The organism is Saccharomonospora glauca K62, assembly GCF_000243395.2.
GTDB lineage: Bacteria > Actinomycetota > Actinomycetes > Mycobacteriales > Pseudonocardiaceae > Saccharomonospora > Saccharomonospora glauca.
This window is the reverse complement of the sequence record NZ_CM001484.1, coordinates 359,592-377,862: the sequence shown is the minus strand read 5'-3', so window position 1 is coordinate 377,862 and position 18,271 is coordinate 359,592. Positions and strand designations below refer to the sequence as shown.

The window sequence follows — 18,271 nt, the reverse complement described above, 5'->3', positions numbered from 1 at the left end:
AGCCCCCGGATCGCAGTGGCGGGTCCGGGGGCTTCGTCATGTCTCCGGAGCGACACGGCCGAACAAAAATCCGTTTGTTCTATTATAGTTAGCACTATGCTGTTCCGTATCGATCCTTCGTCGACAGCTCCGCTGTACGAGCAGGTCGCCGCGTCGGTCCGCCGCGCCGTGTCCGAGGAACGCGTCAAGCCGGGCGATCACCTTCCGCCCGCGCGGGAACTGGCGAAGTCGCTGCAGATCAACGTGCACACCGTGCTGCGCGCCTACGCGGCACTGCGCGACGAGGGGATCATCGACCTCCGTCGCAGGCGCGGGGCGGTGGTGACGGGCCGGGCGAACGGCCACGCCCGACTGACCGAGCTGGCCGCCGAGCTCGTGGCCGAGGGCAAGCGCGCCGGTGTGAGCCTGGAGGAGCTGGTCACGATCGTGAGGAGGAAGTTCTCGTGAGAAGCACCGCCGTTCGGCTGCCCCTCGCCGCCCTGGGTGTCCCGGTGTTGTTCACCACGGCGGTGTTGGTCTTGCGGGAAGCCTGGTCGGACCGGCTCCCCGAGGAGGTCGCCACGCACTGGGGTCCCTCGGGCGCGCCGGACGACGCGACCTCCCTCGGCGCGCTCACGACGTGGACCGTCGTCGCGACGCTCGTGCTGGCCGTGGCCTTCACGGTGACGGCACTGGTGCTCGTGCGGATCGGACGCGGTTCGTATCCCCCCTTGCTGGGGCTGGCATCGGGGCTGGCCGTGATCCCCGTGGCCGGTCTCGCGACGTCGATGCTCGCCACCCTCGACGCTCCGTCGTGGCACGACGCCTCGGGTGCGGGGCTGTCGGTTCTCGTGTTGCTGGGCACCAGCGTGGCCGCGGGTGTGCTGTCGTGGCTCGTCGCCCCCGACGTGCCCCCGAGGCGAGCCTCGGTGCCCGTGGGCAGCGAGAGCGTGGGCCTGACCCGGGGGGAACGCGTCACGTGGATGGGCGGCACGACGAACGTGGGGCTCGCGGTGCTCTGCGTGGTCGCCCCGCCCGCCGTGCTGGCCGTCGTGGGGACCCTGGCCGGGTCGCCGACGTCCTGGAGCACGTACCTCGTGCCGCTCGGACTCGGGGTGCTCGCGGCCGTCGGCATCTCGCGGGTCCACGTGACGATCGACAACACCGCCGTCACGATCCGCATGGGGTTCACGGGCTATCCGCGTCGCACCGTCCCGATCTCCGACATCACGTCGGCGGGCACCGACTCCCTCTCCCTCCTGCAGGGTGGCGGTCTCGGGGTGCGGACGAACGCGTCCGGGGACGTCGCCTTCAAGTGCCGAAGCGGCGAGGCGCTGGTGCTGACCCTGAGCTCGGGCCGCCGGGTGCTCGCCACGGTCGACGGCCCCGATCAGGCGGCGGGCCTCGTGAACGACCTCGTTCGGCAGGCCCACGACCGGCAGGGCTGATAGAACTCGACATGTGCGCGCACGAGTAGGGCTGGTGGCGGTAGTCGTGGCCGCGCTCGCCACGGGCTGTGGGAGCGGGGATCAGCCACGCGCCGACGACGAATCACGGGGTCGACGGGCGCCGGTGCACTACGTCGCGCTCGGTGACTCCTACACGGCGGCGCCCGGCACCGGCCGCATCGTGGGTTCCCCGGAAGGCTGCGGCCGGTCGGACAACAACTATCCGCGACTGGTGGCGGCACGCGTGGGCGCCGAGTCGTTCACCGACGCGAGCTGCGGTGGCGCCACCACCGAGCACCTCACTCAGCCTCAGCAGACGTCCGACGGCACCAACCCGCCACAGCTCGCGGCGCTCACCCCCGACACGACGCTGGTGACCGTGGGCATCGGCGGCAACGACGTCGGGCTCGTGGAACTGGCCGGCCAGTGCGCCGAGGTCGCGACCCACGGCGGCGCGTGCGAGGAGAGCGTCGCCATCGGCGACCGTGTCGCCAACACGGTGCCCGCCGTGGCGTCGGTGGTCGCGGCCATCCGGGAGAAGGCGCCCGACGCGCGAGTCCTCGTGGTCGGCTACCCGACGATCCTGCCGAACGACCCGGCGGCGTGCGCCGACGTCCTGCCCCACTCCCCCACCGACCTGGCCGCCCTGCGCGAGGGCCTGGAGCTGCTGAACCACGTCCTGGAACAGCAGGCGAACGCCCACGGGGCGGAGTTCGTCGACACGACGTCGGCCACGGCGGAGCATCACCTGTGCGCGCCGGAGGGCGAACGGTGGATCGAGGGGCTGGAGTCCGTCACGGGGGCCGCACCCCTGCACCCCACCGCCGAAGGGGAGCGCGCCATCGCCGACGCCGTACTCGCCGCGATACGCGGAAGCTGACTCAGAGCCGGACGACGGCCTGCGCCTTGCCCAGCACCGACTTGCCCTCGAACTTCGCCGTGATGTCGATGCGGGCAGTGCCGTCGTCACGCACCTCGCCCACCTTGCCGGTGAACTCGACGAGCGCGCCCGTGTCGTCGTCGGGCACGACCACCGGCCGGGTGAACCGTGCACCGTACTCCACGAGCCGTCCGGGGTCGCCCAACCAGTCGGTCACCAGCCGGCCCCCGAGAGCCATGGTCAGCATCCCGTGGGCGATCACGCCGGGAAGGCCGACCTCCTTGGCGAACCGCTCGTTCCAGTGGATCGGGTTGAAGTCCAGCGACGCACCCGCGTAGCGCACGAGCTGTTCGCGCGTGACGCGTACGGCCAACGGCGGCAGCTCGTCACCGACGTTCACCGTGACACCGGTCGTGGTCTCGGACACGTTCACTCCCCCCTCACGACGAGCTGCGCGTGGGTGGTGCACACCAGCTCTCCGGACGTGGTCTCGATGTCGGCGCGCACGTTCACGAAGTCGTTGCCCACGCGGGTGAAGACGTCGTCGATATGCGTGGTGAGCTGGAGCACGTCCCCCGCGTAGACGGGGCGGTGGTGGACGAACCGCTGATCACCGTGGACCATGCGCGAGTAGTCGAGCCCCAGTTCGGGATCGGTGACGATCGCGTTGATCGACGCGAGGTTGAAGACCGTCAGGAACGTGGGCGGCGCGATCACGTCCGGATACCCCGCGGCCTTGGCCGCCTCGGGGTCACGGTACAGCGGACTGTCGTCCCCGATCGCGTCGGCGAACTCCACGATCTTGGCGCGGCTGACCTCGTACGTGGTGGTGGGCGGATAGGTACGCCCGGCGAAACTCGGATCCAGTGGCACGAACGGCAAGGTTACCGGGCCGCGGCCACGGGGGCCGGACGTGGCGGCAGCCGGAGCCGCCCCGGACCTCGGGGCACCCCCGGCTGCCACCGCGACGAAGGAGATCAGTTCAACGGAGATCAGTTCAACTGCACGCCGTAGGCGCTGAGGGCCTCCGTCAGCGGCTGGAAGAACGAGCTGCCGCCACCCATGCCGGACGTGATACCGAGGCCGACACTGCCGGCGAACAGCGCACCGCCGGAGTCACCGGAGTTCACCGACGCGGAGGTCTGCACCAGCTGATGCACGGCGCCCTCGGCGTAGTTCACGGTGACGTTCGTGGCCTGCACGGTGCCGCAGGTAAGTCCCGTGGTGCTACCGCTCTTGCAGATCGACTGGCCCACGTAGGCGTTGGACGCCGAGGTGATCGGCTGCGCCGAGCCGTCGTACAGGCTCACCGCGCCCGGAGCGCTGCCCGTGTCGTTGCGGATGAGGCCGTAGTCGTTGCCGGGGAAGCTGGCGTCCACCGACGGGCCGACGTTCCACTGCGACACCGCACCGGTGCAGTGGCCGGCGTCGACGATGTAGTTCTGGCCCCCGGAGTTGACGTTGAAGCCCGCCGAGCAGCGGCTGCCGCCACCCGTGATGGCCTCACCGCCGTAGATGGCCACGTCGAAGCCGCCCGCGACGTACTCGACCCTGACCTTGTCGCCCAGCTTCCGCGCCTCGGCCACCAGGTCGGCGGCCTCGGTGTCGTCGGCTTCCGTCCCGATCGTGAGAACCACCTGGTTCGTGGTGGGGTCGGTGGCGATCGTGGTGTCGGCCACCGCGGGCAGGGCCTCCAGCGCCGCCTTGGCGGCCTCCAGCTCGGCGGTGGTGTGGGAGACGAGCTTCGCGGTGACACCCGTGCCCTCGACCGCGGCCGCGGCGGTCTTGCTCACGACGTTGACCACGGGGTTACCGGCGTCGTCCAGGTAACCGCCCGCGGCCCGGTCGCCGAGCTGGGCCAGCGCGGCGTCGAGGCTCCGAACGGCGGCGTCCTGCTTGCGCAGCAGCTCCACGGCCTCCGCCCGGTCGAGCCCGCGCTCCGCGACGAGCGTGGACACCGCCTCGGCTTCGACGTTGGCGGAGTAGCCCTCGATTCCCGCCGTCGACGCCGTGTCGGTCTCGGAGGCCATCGCCGGTGCCACGGCACCGAAGACCAGGGCACACGCTCCGGCCGCGACCGTCGACTTCATCAGCTTCCTCATGTCGGTCCTCACTTCCGCAGGGTTGGAAATGGGTCGCGGAACAGGGTGATCACCGACATGACGAAAAGGTAGGCCCGATCGTTGGGTTTTTTCCAACCTCGCCGAGGCTATACTCGCGCCCAACGCAACGAAGCCGCCCTCGGGATCGAGGGCGGCTTCGTGGAAGCTTCAGGGAATGCGCGTCAGCGCGTCTCCTTGTGCACCCGGTGCGTTCCGCAGTTGGGGCAGAACTTCTTCATCTCCAAGCGATCCGGGTCGTTACGACGGTTCTTCTTGGTGATGTAGTTGCGGTGCTTGCAGACCTCGCACGCCAACGTGATCTTCGGTCGTACGTCGGTGGCAGCCACAACGGCTCCTTACTCTCTCATCGAAACAGCGTAGCGGTGGCCGGACTCGAACCGGCGACACAGCGATTATGAGCCGCTTGCTCTACCGACTGAGCTACACCGCCTCGTAACACACACCGAGCCCCTTTACGGAATCGAACCGTAGACCTTCTCCTTACCATGGAGACGCTCTGCCGACTGAGCTAAAGGGGCCTGCCGCATCGGGCTGACAACAAGAATACAGCACCCGATCGCCCGTGGAAGGCGGGGGTCGGTTTACGACAAAACCTCAGGTCAGCAGGGTCAACACCGCCTCTGACGCCCGGTCGAGGGAACGAGCCGTCCTGGCCTGCAGCCACGCCTCCAACCGCTCCTCCGACAGCGGCCGCGAGATGAGGTACCCCTGCGCCACGTCGCAGCCCATGGCCTCCAGTCGATCGCGGGCCAGGTCCTCCTCGACCCCCTCCGCGACCACCGTGAGTCCCAGCGAGTGGCCCAGCTCCACGATCGACCTGACCACGGCCAGGTCCCCCAGATCGGTGCCCATGCCGAACACGAAACTCTTGTCGATCTTGACCTGGTCCACGGGGAGCTGCCGGAGATAGGCCAACGACGAGTAGCCGGTGCCGAAGTCGTCCACGGCCAGCTCGATCCCCAGATCGCTCAGCTTCCGCAGGATCGGCAGCGCCCGCTCGGGGTCCTGCATCACGTCCGACTCGGTGAGCTCCAACGTGAGCAACTCACCGGGAACGCCGAAGCGCTCCAGCAAAGCGGCGACGCGATCGGGGAAGTCCTCGTCGGCGAGGTTGCGCACCGACAGGTTCACCGCGACCGAGATGCGCAGCCCTTCGTCCAGCCACCGCCGCACGCGGTCGAGCGCCGTCTCCAGCACGAACGACGTGAGGACCCCGACCAACCCAGCGGCCTCGACGGCGGGCACGAACTCGTCGGGGTTGACCCGACCGAACTCCGGGTGCTGCCAGCGCACCAACGCCTCGACGCCCAGCACCTGCTTGCCGGGGAGGGCAACCTTCGGCTGGTAATGGACCGTGACCTGCCCCTCCTCGATGGCCTGCCGGAACTGCGTGACCATCTGGAACCGCCGCAGGAAGATCTGTCCCATGCTGGGGACGTAGGCCTTGACCTCCTCGCCCCCTCGGGTGGCACGCACCGCCATGTCGGCTCGCTGCAGCAGGCTGTCCACGTCGGTGCGCTCGGCGTGCTCCTCCGCCGTCGTCGTGACGTAACCGACCACGGCGTTGGCCTCGACCATGAGTCGTTCCACGGGATAGGGCGCGGAGAGTTGGCTTCGCAGTCGCTGGGCGACCTGCTGCGCCCGCTCGGAGTCGCAGTCGGCGAGCAGCACGGCGAACGACGCGCCCTCCAGCCGCGCCAGCGGGACGTCGGGGCCCAGCGTGTCGCGCATGCGTCTGCCGGCCGCCATGAGCATCCGGTCGGCCCACGTGTAACCGAGGGCGTCGCTGACGGTGGAGAACACGTCGAGGTCGACCCGCAGCACCACCGAGCTGGGGAACTCCCGCAGCGGTTCGGCGGCCACCTGCCGGAAGCCGGGCCGGTTCAGCAATCCGGTCAGCGGATCGTGATAGGCGTCGTGGCGCAGTGTGGCGAGCAGTCTGCGGTTGTCGAGCGCGGTGGCCAGGTGACTCGCCATCGTGCCGAGCAACTGGACGTCGTACTTGCCGAAGCCCCGCCAGCGCGACAACCTGTCGTGCGCCTCGACGATGCCGAGCAGTCGATGGGCACTGCGCAACGGAACGGCGAGTGCCTCGCTTGCGCCCCGCGCGAGCAGCGCCGCCCTGACCTGCGGGTTGGCCTCGGTGATGCGCAGGTGCCGAACATGGGAACCCGGAAGCCGCAACAGCGGGTCGTCGGCTCCCCGGTCCTCCCGCGCGGCGGGGGGCAGTTCCTCCCCGACCACCACGGTGTGCAGCGGTTCGTCGGGTTCGAGCCGCAGCCGCAATACGATGCGGGCCGCGGCGAGCTGGTCACGGATGCGCTCGGCGATCGTGGCCCATTCGTCGAGGTCGACGTCCAGACCGATGTCGCCGACCTTGCCCGCCGGACGGGACGCCACCTGCTGGCCCGATCTGGCCACCATGAGGCTCACGTCGGTGAGCGCCTCCATGTCGCGTTGTTCCCGCAGCAGGTCGGAGTACGCCCAGTACAGCGCGGCGAGGCCCAGGCTGACCGCGAGCACGATCGGCCAGGCCTCCGGGGTCTTCGAGATGACGAGGTAACCGGTGAGCCCCACGGAGGCGTTGACGAAGCCGACCACGAGGATGCGCCCCGCGAGCCGGATCACGGTGCCGATCCTCATGCGACGACGCAGCACTCGCACGGCCGCCATCGCGAGCAGCGTGCTGGCGAGCGGTGCGGTCAGCGTGCCCGCGAGCGCGGCCAGCCACGGCATGTGCTCGGGGTCGCCCAGGGCGTGGCTCACGAGCCCCGCGACGGCGAACGCGCTCGTGACCTCCAAGAGGAACGCGCCCGCGTTGTAGAGGACGCGACCGGTGACCCGCCGTGCCAGCAGCGTGGTGACGCCCGCGACGACGTGTGCGGCGAGCACGACTTCGAACGGGGCCACCAACAGGCCGATGACCAGTGGGATTTCGGTGAAGGAAATGGTCCAGGAGATGCCGCTGCGAACGTCGACGTTGACGCCGAGCTGTTCGGCTCCGAGAAACGCCAGGGCGAGCAGCGGTCCGATCCACCACAGGTGGACCGAGTAGTGGAAGGGCAACCACGCGGACACCGCCGCGGCGGCCGCGATCCCGAGTGTGAGGACCGCCACTGTGTAAAGACGGAACCGAAGCTCGTCCGCGCGCGCCTCTGTTGACGGGTGACTGTCCTCGATCGACCGCTCCGTCGGTCTCGACACGTCGCCCGTCACCGCACCGGCCTCGGCGTCGCCGTATGCGTCCGGCATGCAACCTCCTTGTGTGACGCACATGCGCCTCTCGGGGCCGACCCGCGAACGAGGCGATACTTTACCCCCGGTGGGCGTATTGAGGCGGTTGATCGCGGTCATCCGATTAGCGCTGCGTTAACAACGCACAACGCCGAGAGTCGTCCGGCCGCGAGGCGGGTGAACGCCCCCGTCTCGAATTGGTCGCGAATGGTAGTCAGTCAATGTAGTGATTTATGACACATTCCGGCCGGTTTCGCGACCCCCTTCGCCAGGCGGGACAACGCGCACACGCGAACACCCGCGCGCTGTCCGCACGCGGGTGTTCGGTACTTCGGTCTCGGTGGTTGGTCTCGGTGGTTCAGACGCCTGCGTTGCGACGCTCCCGCACTCGCTTCACCACGAACACCGCCACGGCGACGACGACGGCGGCGATGACGACGTACTGGAAGATCCCCGCGTACTCGTCGACCAACTGCCAGTTGGACCCCAGGAAATAACCCGCGATCACGAAGATGCTGTTCCACACCAGACTGCCGAGCGTGGTGAGTGACAGAAAGATCCAGAACGGCATCCGTTCGATACCCGCGGGCACCGAGATGAAGCTTCGCACCAGCGGCACCATGCGGCCGAAGAACACCGCCTTGGTGCCGTGCTTGGCGAACCAGCGCTCGGCGTGGTCGAAGTCGGACTCCTTCACCAGCGGCAGCATCGTGATGAGCTTGCGCGTGCGTTCGCGACCGAAGATGTACCCGATCAGGTACACGATCACCGCGCCGATCACCGACCCCGCGGTGGTCCACGCCAGCGCCTCCGCGAGGTTGAAGCGGCCCTGAGCGGCGGTGAAGCCCGCGAGCGGCAGGATCAGCTCGCTCGGGATGGGGGGAAATATGTTGTCGAGTCCCACAGCCACGGCCGCGCCCGGCCCGCCGAGCGTGTCCATCAGGTCAACCGTCCACCCAGCGAGCCCTCCGAGCTCGTTGGTGTCGGCCTGAGCTACGAGACTGTTCATGAGGGGCCTTTCGCAAATAACCAAGTCCGTTTTGTGCCCAGAACACTACAAAGCGCTACGGCGCGGACGGGATGGTGCACACCGCCGAACGCGGGGCCGCATCTCCGCAGGCCGAGACTGTGGAAAACCTCAGTTACACAGGGGTTCGGCCCGGATAGCCTCTGCGAGGTGTCCTCCACCGCCGAGCGTATCGTGAGCCGTGCGTGGCGGGTTTGCGCCGGGCTGGTGCTCGGAGCTCTCACCTCCCTGCCGGAACTGCTCTTCTGCGTTCTCACCGGCCCTGCTCTGATCGCACCGCTCACACGAAGGTGGACGTTCGCGGGCGCACGGTGGTTGGCCGAGTTGGAACGGTCCAGGATCGCGAGGTTTCTGAGCAGTGAGAACTCGGGCGACTACGGGAACGACCGCGCGTGGCGCTACCTCGCCGCGCGGTGCGTGGTGGGCGGACTGGGCGCGGGAGTCTTCGTACTGACCGTGCTCGGCGCGCTCACCGGTGTCGTCATGCTGGGGCAGTTGCTGTCGGGCGAAGCCGTGGGCGGCGGTGACGACCCCCGTTGGTACGACCCGATCGCCGTGGTGTTGGGCGGGACCTTGCTGTCGTTCCTCGCCGTCCAAGGACTGCTCGGGGTGGCCGCGCTGGATCGCGCGCTCGCCCGCCACTTCTTCGGGCCGAGTGACAAGGAGCGGCTGCGCAGGCGGGTGCGAGAGCTCACCACCACGCGGGCCGAGGTCGTGGAGGCGGTGAACACCGAACGCAGACGCATCGAGCGGGATCTGCACGACGGGGTGCAGCAGTCGCTCGTGGCACTGGGAATGGTGTTGGGCAGGGCCCGTAGAGCCCTGGGTTCGGCACCCGCCCCGGCGCGCGTGGAGGAATTGGTGCGGCAGGCGCACGAACAGTCTCAACACGCGTTGAACGAACTGCGAGAGGTGACCTGGCGGGTGTACCCGATCGCGCTGGAGACGGCGGGCCTCGAGGTGGCGCTGGAGTCACTGGTGGAGCGTTCGACCGTGCCGACGTCGCTGACCTACGCGCTCACCGAGCGTCCGGACGCGGCGACGGAGACGGTGGTGTACTTCGTGGTCTCGGAGGCCGTGACGAACGCGGTGAAACACTCCGACTGCACCCGGATCGAGATCGAGGTCTTTCGGAACGAGAAGGTGATTACCGTGCGAGTCACCGACGACGGTGTCGGCGGGGCGACCCCGACCGGAGCGGGGTTGTCCGGCCTCGCCCGCAGGGTCGCGGCGGCGGACGGCACTTTCGCCGTGGAGAGCCCCGTCGGCGGACCCACCGTGGTGAGGGCTGAGCTTCCGTGCGCGTGATCCTGGCCGAGGACTCGATCCTGCTGCGAGAGGGCTTGATCCGCCTGCTCGCCGAGGAAGGTCACGACGTGGTGGCGGCGGTGTCCGACGGCGTGACGCTCGTGGCCGCCGCGGCCGAATATCGCCCCGACGTCGTGGTGACCGACGTCCGCATGCCTCCCACGCACACCGACGAGGGGCTGAGAGCGGCCCTGGAGATCCGGCGGTCGTGGCCGGAGATCGGCGTGCTCGTGCTCTCGCAGTACGTGGAGCGGCGCTACGCGGTGGAGCTCCTCGGTGACGACCGTGGGCGGGTGGGATACCTGCTCAAGGACCGGGTGACCCAGGTCGGGGAGTTCCTCGACGCCCTCGAACGAGTGGCGACGGGAGGCGCGGCCTTCGACCCGGAGGTGGTGCGACGGCTGTTGGCGCGCACGAGCCGGGTCGATCCGCTCTCGCGGCTGACGGAGCGTGAACGCGAAGTGCTGGAGAAGATGGCGCAGGGGCACACCAACGCCAGCATCGCCGCCATGCTCCACATCTCCCGCAGCGCGGTCGAAAAGCACGTCGGCGCGATCTTCGACAAGCTCGACCTCGGGCATGTCACCGGCTTCAGCCGCCGGGTACTCGCCGTCCTGCGTTATCTCCGGGTGTAGCTCCACGCGGTTTCGGCCACGCCGTCACCGGGCACGCCCGAGACGCGGAAAGGAGCGGCAGATGGCGAACACGGATGGCACCGACGACCCCATGAGCCGGATCAACCGGCTCATCGCCGAGGAACGACAACTACGTGCGCGGGCGACCGGTGAGGGGCTCGACGACGACGGCAAGAAGAGGTTGAAGGAACTGGAGCAGAGCCTCGACCAGTGTTGGGACCTGCTGCGGAGGCGGCGCGCGAACGCCGAGTTCGGCGGCAGCCCGGACCAGACGGAGGCTCGTCCCGTCAGCGAGGTCGAGTCGTACCAGCAGTGACGGCACGCCACGCCCCGAACGGCGCCATCGCCTCCCGCGTCGACATGCGGGTCCGCGGGCGCGGGTCTAGCGTGAAATTCTGACCGCCCCGGACCTGCTCGGAAGGCGCCGACCAGGGACGCGGGCGCACCGTCGCGAGCGGAGGTGCTTCGTGGACACGCAGACCGGCGTCCGCCCGACTCGGATCCAACAGCCTGCCGCCACCCCGGCCAAACGGTGGCAGGCCCTGCTCAATCTGTTGCGCACGACCGATCACAAGGTGATCGGCAAGATGTACATGGTCACGTCGATCCTCTTCTTCATGATCGGCGGGGTCATGGCGCTGCTCATCCGTGCCGAGCTCGCCCTGCCCGGACTGCACTTCCTCTCCACCGAGCAGTACAACCAGATGTTCACCCTGCACGGCACGTTGATGCTGTTGCTCTACGCGACACCGGTGGTGTTCGCCTTCGCCAACCTGGTGCTGCCGTTGCAGATCGGGTCCCCCGACGTGGCGTTCCCGCGGCTGAACGCCTTCTCGTACTGGCTGTTCCTGTTCGGCGGCTTGATCGTGATGGGGTCGCTGCTGCTTCCCGGTGGAGGCGCCGACTTCGGGTGGACGGCGTACACGCCGCTCTCACGGGAGACCTTCTCCCCCGGCGTCGGCGGCGACATGTGGGTGATGGGCCTGGTGGTCTCCGGTCTCGGCACGATCCTCGGCGCGGTCAACATGGTCACCACCGTGGTCTGCCTGCGGGCGCCGGGCATGACGATGTGGCGGATGCCGATCTTCACGTGGAACATCCTGTTCACGAGTATCCTCGTGTTGATCGCGTTCCCGATCCTCACGGCCGCCCTGATGGGGCTGGCGGCCGACAGACTGATCGGCGCTCACGTGTTCGACCCGGCCAACGGCGGCGCGATCCTGTACCAGCACCTGTTCTGGTTCTTCGGCCATCCCGAGGTCTACATCGTGGCGCTGCCGTTCTTCGGGATCATCACCGAGATCATCCCGGTGTTCAGCCGAAAACCGGTGTTCGGCTACCGGCTGATGGTGTTCGCCACCATCGGGATCATGGGCCTTTCCATCGTCGTGTGGGCCCACCACATGTTCGCCACGGGCGCGGTGCTGCTGCCGTTCTTCTCGATGACGACGTTCCTCATCGCGGTGCCGACGGGAATCAAGTTCTTCAACTGGATCGGCACGATGTGGAAGGGGCAGTTGACCTTCGAGACGCCGATGCTGTGGGCGTTCGGTTTCCTCGTCACCTTCCTGCTCGGTGGGCTGACCGGCGTCATCCTCGCCTCGCCACCGCTGGACTTCCACGTGCACGACTCGTACTTCGTGGTGGCGCACTTCCACTACGTGCTGTTCGGCACCATCGTGTTCGCCACATTCGGAGGCATCTACTTCTGGTTCCCGAAGTTCACCGGACGAATGCTGGACGAGCCGCTGGGCAAATTGCACTTCTGGCTCACGTTCGTCGGCTTCCACACCACGTTCCTCGTGCAACACTGGCTGGGCGGAGAGGGCATGCCCCGCCGCTACGCCGACTACCTGCCCACCGACGGGTTCACCACACTGCACATCGTGTCGTCCATCGGCGCGTTCATCCTGGGCCTGTCGATGCTGCCGTTCCTGTGGAACGTGGTGCGCAGCTATCGCTTCGGCGACCCGGTGACGGTCGACGACCCGTGGGGTTACGGCAACTCGCTCGAATGGGCCACCACCTGTCCGCCACCGCGTCACAACTTCACGGAACTGCCGAGGATCCGGTCGGAGCGCCCCGCGTTCGAGCTGCACTATCCGCACATGATCGAGCGGAACCACGCCGAAGCGCACGTCACGCTCACCGGCAGGACCAAGTCGATGGAGGACTCCACGACGCCCCCGGAAGTAAAGGCGTCCGACGCCACGAAGGGTGAGACCGGCTAACCCGACGACCATGCCACACTCGACACGTGGCCGAGCGCGACCGAGACGACGAGGGCCGAGCCCGTAACGCCAGACCGAGGGACGGCCTCGGCAGGCCGTTGCCGCGAGGCGCGACCGGCGTGCCCCGACAGCCCGAAGGCGTGACGCGCACTCCGGAGGAGACGTTGCGCGAGGCGCAACAACTCCTCGACGAGGGCAAGCCCTTCCACGCCCACGAAGTGTTCGAGGACGCCTGGAAGTCGGGGCCGGAGGCCGAACGGGAGCTGTGGCGGGGGCTCGCGCAGCTCGCGGTGGGGATCACCCACGCCGCGCGCGGCAATCCGACGGGAGCCGTGACCCTACTGCGTCGCGGTGCCGAGAACATCGCGCCGTTCGCCGACGCTCGCCCGTACGGCATCGACGTCCCGGCCCTGTGCGAGTGGGCCGCCGTGCTGGCCGAGAGCGTGCCGCGCCACGAGACGCCGCCCGACCCGGCCACGCTCGCCCCCACACTCAGGCCCCGAGTCGAGCGATAAGGCCGCGCGAACGGGTACTCACCAGGACGTACCTCCACGCTGAGAGGTGGTCCGAGGTGACACAGTGGAACGACGGCGACGGCCCGGAAGGTGGCGAACCGCCCGGCCCGCCCTCCGAGCCCGACGAGACGCACGCTGTCGAGCCGGACGTCCTGCTCGACGTACCGAACCTGTCGGTCGACGAGATCGACCTCGACGTCGAGGACCTGCGAGCGCATGTCTCGCTCCAGGCCGACGTGCTCGAACTGCTGAAACTCCACGTCGGCGCCGACGTGTCGCTGGGCAGGGTCTCGCTGACCATCACGGGCGTCAAGGCACAGGCCCAGCTCAAGGTTCGGCTCGACCGCGTGGCCCAGATCATCGACCGCGTGCTCACCACCATCGACCGCAACCCCCAGGTGTTGGAACACGTGGTGCGCGCCGTTGAGCCCGCGCTGCGCGAGGCGGGCAGCGCGGTCGGCGAGCTCGGCGCGGGCGGCCGCAAGGCGATCGAGGACGTGGGGCACGGCGCGGGCGGCGCGGTGGAGGACGTCGGACGCGGTGCCGGCGAGGCAGTGGAGGACGTGGGGCACGGCGCGGGCGAAGCGGTCGAGGACGTCGGTCACGGCGCGGGCGGCGCGGTGGAAGACGTGGGCCGGGGCGCCGGTGGCGCGGTGGAAGACGTCGGACACGGTGCCGGCGAGGCAGTGGAAGATGTCGGACACGGTGCCGGCGAGACCGCGCGGGACGTGGGCGCGGGCACACGACGCCTCACCGACAGCACGGGGAAAGCCGTCGGCGGCCTGAGCGGGGCGGCGGACGAGGACGACGACCTCGGCCCCGAAGAAGGCTCCGAAGAAGGCCCGGACGAAGGCGCCGCCGAGGAGGCCGAGGAGCCTCGGAAACCGATGCGACCCGAACGGCCACGGAGCACGAACCGCGATCGCCGGGGGCACGCACCCCCAAAACGCCGCAGGCCCCGGCCGACGTGAGCGAGCACTCATGGGAGCCCGACGTCTCGTTCACGGCGCGGGTCGTGGGGCGACGACTGCGCTGGCACGACGGCCCCCGGACGTCGGTGTCATTCCACGGCTCCCCCGGTTACCGGTCGGTGTCCGAGAGTGACCGACTGGGCCTGCCCGACCGCGTGCGCGCCGGGCACACCTACCGCGACATCACCGTCGACTACCGGTTCGCCTGCGCACTGCCCGACTCGGAGACGGCGGAGAATCCCGGCGAGGACGACGATCAGCCCAGGTCCCAGAGCAGCCGGTAGTAGGCGATGCGCTCGGGATCGGGCTCGACGCCGTAGGCGGCGTACACGAAGTGGTCGTAGCCGGGGCCGTGGTTCCAGTCCAGGCTCCACGCGGCGACGGCGAGGTCGGCCCACCGATCGGCCACGCCGAGCGATCCCAGGTCGACGTGCGCGGAGAAGGTGCCGTCGTCGTGCAGCAGCGTGTTGGGCGCGCACGCGTCACCGTGACACACGACGAGCCGGTCCACGGGCGGCGTCGCGGCCAGGCGAGCACGGGCCTCGGCGACCGTGAGACGACGGTGCTCGGGGGCCCAGTTCTTGGGTCCCTCGCCGTCGGCGAGGCGCTGCTCGACACGTCGCAGCCGGTCCGTGACGCTCCACCGGTACGGGCAGTCGGTGGCGGGGAGCGCGTCGTGGAACCTCCGCAACCCCTGCCCGATGGCGGTGGCCGCGGTGACGGGATCGGCCAGCCAACGGGCGTCCACCGCCGAACGTCCCGGCACGGCGGCGGTCACCAACCACGCGCCGGCGGCGTCGGTGCCCCGGCCCAGCACGCGCGGCACCGACACCCAGCTCCCCGCCCACGTGAGGCGTTCCGCCTCGGCGGCGAGATCGAGCTCGGGCGTGCCGTGGGCGACCCACTTGACGTAGCGAGTCCCGCCGTCCCGCGCGTCGAGCCGGAACGTGAGCCCGCCCAGCTCGTTGCGCCACACCGGGGTGATCGCGTCCTCCCCGGCCAGCTCGGTGACCGCCGCGGGCACGGCGACCGGCGCCGTGGGAATCTCGGCGACCTCGCGAACGCTCACGCCGAAACCCTAGGAGACCGTGGGCGCCTTCGAGCGACCAAGGTCACGAACACGGCGGCCGACCGTCACGCCGGACCGACCGAGACGTTGATCCGATCGGACCCGCGGAAGAACTCTCGGACGGTGGCGATGACGGCGATCGAATACGACGAGTACCGGCGATACGACGCGGTGGGGCTGGCGGAGCTGGTGGCGCGCCGGGAGGTGTCGCCGAGTGAGCTGCTGGAGACCGCGATCGGGCGCGCCGAGCAGGTGAACGGTCGGCTGAACGCGATCGTGTACCCGATGTACGACATCGCCAGGAAGCGGGCGGCCTCCGAGCTGTCGGGGCCGTTCGCGGGGGTGCCGTTCCTGCTCAAGGACCTCTCGCAGGACTACGCGGGCGTGCCCACCGGGAGCGGGTCCCGAGCCCTGCGCCACAACGTGCCGGCCCGGCACAGCGAGGTCGTCCGACGCTGGCTCGACGCCGGGCTCGTGGTGTTCGGCAAGACCGCCACCCCGGAGTTCGGCACGAAGGGCGTCACCGAGTCCGAGGCCACCGGGCCGACCCGCAACCCGTGGAACCTCGCTCACACGCCCGGCGGTTCGTCCGGAGGTTCGGCGGCCGCGGTGGCCGCGGGCGTGGTGCCGGTGGCCGGCGCCAGCGACGGCGGAGGGTCCATCCGGATTCCGGCCGCCTGCTGCGGCATCTTCGGCCTCAAGCCCGGCCGAGGTCTGGTGCCCGCGGGACCCGACCGCGGCGAGTCCCTGTCGGGCGCCGCCACGGACGGCGTGGTGTCGCGGACCGTGCGCGACACCGCCGCGATGCTCGACGTGCTGACCCGGACCCCGGACCTCGGCGGCCCGTACCTGGCGGCCGTTCCCGACACGTCGTACGTCGAGCTGGCCAAGCGGACGCCGTCGAAGCTGCGCATCGGCTTCACCACCCGCTCCCCGCTCGGGATGCCCGTCCACGCGGACGCCGTGGCCGCCGTGGAACACACGGCCTCGCTGCTCGGAAAGCTCGGCCACGACGTCGAACCGGCCGAGCCCGACATCGACGGCGTGGCCCTGGCCCGCGACTTCATGACGATGTGGTCGGCCCAGACGGCCGCGACCATCGCGGAGCTCAAGCGGAACCTCGGCGCGCGCGATCGGGAGTTCGAAGTGGACACCCGGCTGCTCGCCGCCGTCGCGCGCACCGTGCGGGCAGTGGACTACGCCGCGGCCGGGGAACGCTGGAACGACTACACCCGCGCACTGGCCGAGTTCCACGAGCGATACGACCTGCTGCTCACCCCGACGCTCTCTCGCCCGCCCGTGCGGGTCGGCGAGCTGGCCACCCCGCCGCTGCTGCGCCTCGGTGGGGAGCTCCTGCTCCGGCTCCACCTCACCGGGCCGCTCGCCCGCACCAAGGTGTGGAACGACCAGATCCTCGCCAACCTCGCGCCGGTGCCGTTCACGCAACTGGCCAACCTCACGGGGCGTCCCGCGATGTCCGTGCCGCTCTACCGGACGGCGAGTGGCCTGCCACTCGGGGTGCAGTTCGTCGCCGGGCTCGGCGGAGAGGCCACCCTGCTGGCCCTGGCCACGCAGTTGGAGGCCGAGCAGCCCTGGGCGGACGAGGAACCGGAGTTGTGACGGACGCCGAAGGCGCGGCGCCTCATGCGGGACCGAGCAGATCCCACCGGTTACCCGCGACGTCCCGGAAGACGGCGACCCGCCCGTAGCTCTCGGTGCGGGGCGCCGTCACGAACTCGACCCCGGCCGCGACCATCCGTTCGAACGCGGAGTCGAAGTCGTCCACCTGCAGGAAGAACCCCACTCTGCCCGCGAACTGCTTCCCGACCACGGCTCTCTGGTCCTCACCGTCAGCTCGGGCAAGCAGGATGCCCGCCTCCCCGCCCGGCGGCCGGACGACGACCCACCGCTTGGGGCGCCCGTCGTTCGCAAGCGCCGGGGTGTCCTCGACGAGCTCGAAACCCAAGGCGTCCACGAAGAACCGGATGGCCCGGTCGTAGTCGTCCACCACCAGTGTGATCAGGTGCAGTCGAATGCCGAGGAACCTAGGCGTTCCTCCCGTCGCCCCTCGGACGCCCCACACGACGACGAACGCCCCGCTACCTGACTTGGCAGCGGGGCGTTTCGCCTGCTTGTGGCGGGTGAGGGATTCGAACCCCCGTAGGCTGAGCCGTCTGATTTACAGTCAGATCCCTTTGGCCACTCGGGTAACCCGCCGAGACCGGTGAATCCGGCTGACACCAAGGATAGCGAACCCCCAACTCACCCAACCGGCGGGGTTGGCACTGACTAGGGTGAGAGCCAACCAACAGCCGAAACGACGAGGTGTATGACGTGGCCGATCCCTCTTTCGACGTCGTCAGCAAGGTCGACCGTCAGGAGGTGGACAACGCGCTCAACCAGGCGAGCAAGGAGCTGTCCACGCGGTTCGACTTCCGCGGCACCGGCGCCAAGATCGAGTGGGCCGGTGAGCGTGCCGTGACGATCGAGGCCGAGACCGAGGAGCGCGCGAAGGCGGCGGTGGAGGTCTTCAAGGAGAAACTGGTCAAGCGCGGTGTCTCCCTCAAAGCCTTCGAGGCCGGCGAGCCCGCCGTCTCCGGCAAGGTCTACAAGATCAACGGCAAGATCCTTGAAGGCATCGAGGCGGACAAGGCGAAGAAGATCGCCAAGTTCATCCGCGACGAGGGCCCGAAGGGCGTGCAAGCCCAGATCCAGGGTGACCAGCTCCGGGTGTCCGGCAAGAAGAAGGACCACCTCCAGGAGGTCATCACGCTGCTGAAGAACCAGGACTTCGGCATCGCCCTGCAGTTCACCAACTACCGGTGACATTCGCTGCGTGACCTGCGGTAAT

Annotated in this window: 20 protein-coding genes and 3 tRNA genes; 12 read left to right on the top strand and 11 right to left on the bottom strand. The window is 69.2% G+C overall.

Annotated elements, in window-relative coordinates:
• The first annotated feature begins 96 nt into the window (after nt 1-96).
• The 3 genes from SACGLDRAFT_RS01920 to SACGLDRAFT_RS01910 are packed head-to-tail and all read left to right on the top strand — an operon-like array spanning nt 97 to nt 2,307.
• Nucleotides 97-447: a GntR family transcriptional regulator gene (locus tag SACGLDRAFT_RS01920; protein ID WP_005461311.1), complete on the top strand. Its 351-nt coding sequence runs from the start codon at nt 97-99 to the stop codon at nt 445-447.
• Nucleotides 444-1,427, top strand: a complete 984-nt coding sequence (locus tag SACGLDRAFT_RS01915; RefSeq protein ID WP_005461310.1) for a hypothetical protein — start codon at nt 444-446, stop codon at nt 1,425-1,427. The genes SACGLDRAFT_RS01920 and SACGLDRAFT_RS01915 overlap by 4 nt, the downstream gene beginning before the upstream one ends.
• 34 nt (nt 1,428-1,461) lie before the next feature.
• On the top strand, nt 1,462-2,307 hold the full coding sequence (locus tag SACGLDRAFT_RS01910) for an SGNH/GDSL hydrolase family protein (RefSeq protein WP_005461309.1): 846 nt from the start codon (nt 1,462-1,464) through the stop codon (nt 2,305-2,307).
• 1 nt (nt 2,308) lies between these two features.
• On the opposite strand, the gene SACGLDRAFT_RS01905 is transcribed toward SACGLDRAFT_RS01910, so the two are convergent.
• The 8 genes from SACGLDRAFT_RS01905 to SACGLDRAFT_RS01870 all read right to left on the bottom strand — a co-directional run bounded on the left by SACGLDRAFT_RS01905 (nt 2,309) and on the right by SACGLDRAFT_RS01870 (nt 8,673).
• Complete coding sequence (locus SACGLDRAFT_RS01905) at nt 2,309-2,740, bottom strand: MaoC family dehydratase (protein ID WP_232284052.1); 432 nt, start codon at nt 2,738-2,740, stop codon at nt 2,309-2,311.
• On the bottom strand, nt 2,737-3,180 hold the full coding sequence (locus SACGLDRAFT_RS01900; protein ID WP_005461307.1) for a MaoC family dehydratase N-terminal domain-containing protein: 444 nt from the start codon (nt 3,178-3,180) through the stop codon (nt 2,737-2,739). Before SACGLDRAFT_RS01900 ends, SACGLDRAFT_RS01905 begins: the two co-directional genes overlap by 4 nt.
• 119 nt (nt 3,181-3,299) lie before the next feature.
• Nucleotides 3,300-4,409, bottom strand: a complete 1,110-nt coding sequence (locus SACGLDRAFT_RS01895; protein ID WP_005461306.1) for a S1 family peptidase — start codon at nt 4,407-4,409, stop codon at nt 3,300-3,302.
• 182 nt (nt 4,410-4,591) lie between these two features.
• On the bottom strand, nt 4,592-4,756 hold the full coding sequence (gene rpmG / locus SACGLDRAFT_RS01890; protein ID WP_005453176.1) for a 50S ribosomal protein L33: 165 nt from the start codon (nt 4,754-4,756) through the stop codon (nt 4,592-4,594).
• Between the two features lie 31 nt (nt 4,757-4,787).
• Nucleotides 4,788-4,860, bottom strand: a tRNA-Met gene (locus SACGLDRAFT_RS01885).
• A gap of 15 nt (nt 4,861-4,875) precedes the next feature.
• Nucleotides 4,876-4,948: transfer RNA gene (locus tag SACGLDRAFT_RS01880), tRNA-Thr, on the bottom strand.
• Nucleotides 4,949-5,024: 76 nt separating this feature from the next.
• A complete protein-coding gene (locus SACGLDRAFT_RS01875) occupies nt 5,025-7,682 on the bottom strand; it encodes an EAL domain-containing protein (protein ID WP_005461304.1) in 2,658 nt (885 codons plus the stop codon).
• A gap of 340 nt (nt 7,683-8,022) precedes the next feature.
• Nucleotides 8,023-8,673, bottom strand: a complete 651-nt coding sequence (locus SACGLDRAFT_RS01870) for a DedA family protein (RefSeq protein ID WP_005461302.1) — start codon at nt 8,671-8,673, stop codon at nt 8,023-8,025.
• Nucleotides 8,674-8,841: 168 nt separating this feature from the next.
• Between SACGLDRAFT_RS01870 and SACGLDRAFT_RS01865 the strand changes: the two genes are divergently transcribed.
• From SACGLDRAFT_RS01865 to SACGLDRAFT_RS01835, 7 genes are all read left to right on the top strand, one after another.
• Nucleotides 8,842-9,999 carry a sensor histidine kinase gene (locus tag SACGLDRAFT_RS01865; protein WP_005461301.1) on the top strand — a complete coding sequence of 386 codons (1,158 nt, stop codon included), beginning with the start codon at nt 8,842-8,844 and terminating at the stop codon, nt 9,997-9,999.
• Entirely contained in the window at nt 9,990-10,634 is a 645-nt protein-coding gene (locus SACGLDRAFT_RS01860; RefSeq protein ID WP_005461300.1) for a response regulator, read from the top strand. The genes SACGLDRAFT_RS01865 and SACGLDRAFT_RS01860 overlap by 10 nt, the downstream gene beginning before the upstream one ends.
• Nucleotides 10,635-10,695: 61 nt before the next feature.
• Nucleotides 10,696-10,950, top strand: coding sequence for a DUF2630 family protein (locus tag SACGLDRAFT_RS01855; protein WP_005461299.1), 255 nt, complete (start codon nt 10,696-10,698; stop codon nt 10,948-10,950).
• Nucleotides 10,951-11,101: 151 nt separating this feature from the next.
• Entirely contained in the window at nt 11,102-12,865 is a 1,764-nt protein-coding gene (gene ctaD / locus SACGLDRAFT_RS01850) for an aa3-type cytochrome oxidase subunit I (RefSeq protein ID WP_005461295.1), read from the top strand.
• Nucleotides 12,866-12,891: 26 nt separating this feature from the next.
• Entirely contained in the window at nt 12,892-13,380 is a 489-nt protein-coding gene (locus tag SACGLDRAFT_RS01845; RefSeq protein WP_005461294.1) for a DUF309 domain-containing protein, read from the top strand.
• Between the two features lie 56 nt (nt 13,381-13,436).
• Nucleotides 13,437-14,351 carry a hypothetical protein gene (locus SACGLDRAFT_RS22620; RefSeq protein WP_005461293.1) on the top strand — a complete coding sequence of 305 codons (915 nt, stop codon included), beginning with the start codon at nt 13,437-13,439 and terminating at the stop codon, nt 14,349-14,351.
• Nucleotides 14,348-14,635, top strand: a complete 288-nt coding sequence (locus SACGLDRAFT_RS01835; protein WP_005461292.1) for a hypothetical protein — start codon at nt 14,348-14,350, stop codon at nt 14,633-14,635. Before SACGLDRAFT_RS22620 ends, SACGLDRAFT_RS01835 begins: the two co-directional genes overlap by 4 nt.
• On the opposite strand, the gene SACGLDRAFT_RS01830 is transcribed toward SACGLDRAFT_RS01835, so the two are convergent.
• Nucleotides 14,608-15,420, bottom strand: coding sequence for an aminoglycoside 3'-phosphotransferase (locus SACGLDRAFT_RS01830; RefSeq protein ID WP_005461291.1), 813 nt, complete (start codon nt 15,418-15,420; stop codon nt 14,608-14,610). The two genes, SACGLDRAFT_RS01835 and SACGLDRAFT_RS01830, sit on opposite strands and share 28 nt — an antisense overlap.
• Before the next feature lie 129 nt (nt 15,421-15,549).
• Between SACGLDRAFT_RS01830 and SACGLDRAFT_RS01825 the strand changes: the two genes are divergently transcribed.
• Entirely contained in the window at nt 15,550-17,040 is a 1,491-nt protein-coding gene (locus SACGLDRAFT_RS01825) for an amidase (RefSeq protein WP_005461290.1), read from the top strand.
• A gap of 22 nt (nt 17,041-17,062) precedes the next feature.
• Here SACGLDRAFT_RS01825 and SACGLDRAFT_RS01820 read toward each other — a convergent pair whose 3' ends face one another.
• Together SACGLDRAFT_RS01820 and SACGLDRAFT_RS01815 are read right to left on the bottom strand one after the other, a co-directional pair.
• A complete protein-coding gene (locus SACGLDRAFT_RS01820) occupies nt 17,063-17,455 on the bottom strand; it encodes a VOC family protein (protein WP_040919500.1) in 393 nt (130 codons plus the stop codon).
• A gap of 100 nt (nt 17,456-17,555) precedes the next feature.
• A tRNA-Tyr gene (locus SACGLDRAFT_RS01815) sits at nt 17,556-17,637 on the bottom strand.
• Nucleotides 17,638-17,754: 117 nt separating this feature from the next.
• Here SACGLDRAFT_RS01815 and SACGLDRAFT_RS01810 point away from each other — a divergent pair.
• On the top strand, nt 17,755-18,246 hold the full coding sequence (locus SACGLDRAFT_RS01810) for a YajQ family cyclic di-GMP-binding protein (protein WP_005461287.1): 492 nt from the start codon (nt 17,755-17,757) through the stop codon (nt 18,244-18,246).
• The last annotated feature ends 25 nt before the right edge of the window (nt 18,247-18,271 follow it).

Coding starts and splice junctions, on each gene's coding strand:
- SACGLDRAFT_RS01920 (WP_005461311.1), top strand. CDS start 97: ATGCTGTTCCGTATCGATCCTTCGTCGACAGCTCCGCTGTACGAGCAG.
- SACGLDRAFT_RS01895 (WP_005461306.1), bottom strand. CDS start 4,409: ATGAGGAAGCTGATGAAGTCGACGGTCGCGGCCGGAGCGTGTGCCCTG.
- SACGLDRAFT_RS01875 (WP_005461304.1), bottom strand. CDS start 7,682: ATGCCGGACGCATACGGCGACGCCGAGGCCGGTGCGGTGACGGGCGAC.
- SACGLDRAFT_RS01870 (WP_005461302.1), bottom strand. CDS start 8,673: ATGAACAGTCTCGTAGCTCAGGCCGACACCAACGAGCTCGGAGGGCTC.
- SACGLDRAFT_RS01855 (WP_005461299.1), top strand. CDS start 10,696: ATGGCGAACACGGATGGCACCGACGACCCCATGAGCCGGATCAACCGG.
- SACGLDRAFT_RS01825 (WP_005461290.1), top strand. CDS start 15,550: ATGACGGCGATCGAATACGACGAGTACCGGCGATACGACGCGGTGGGG.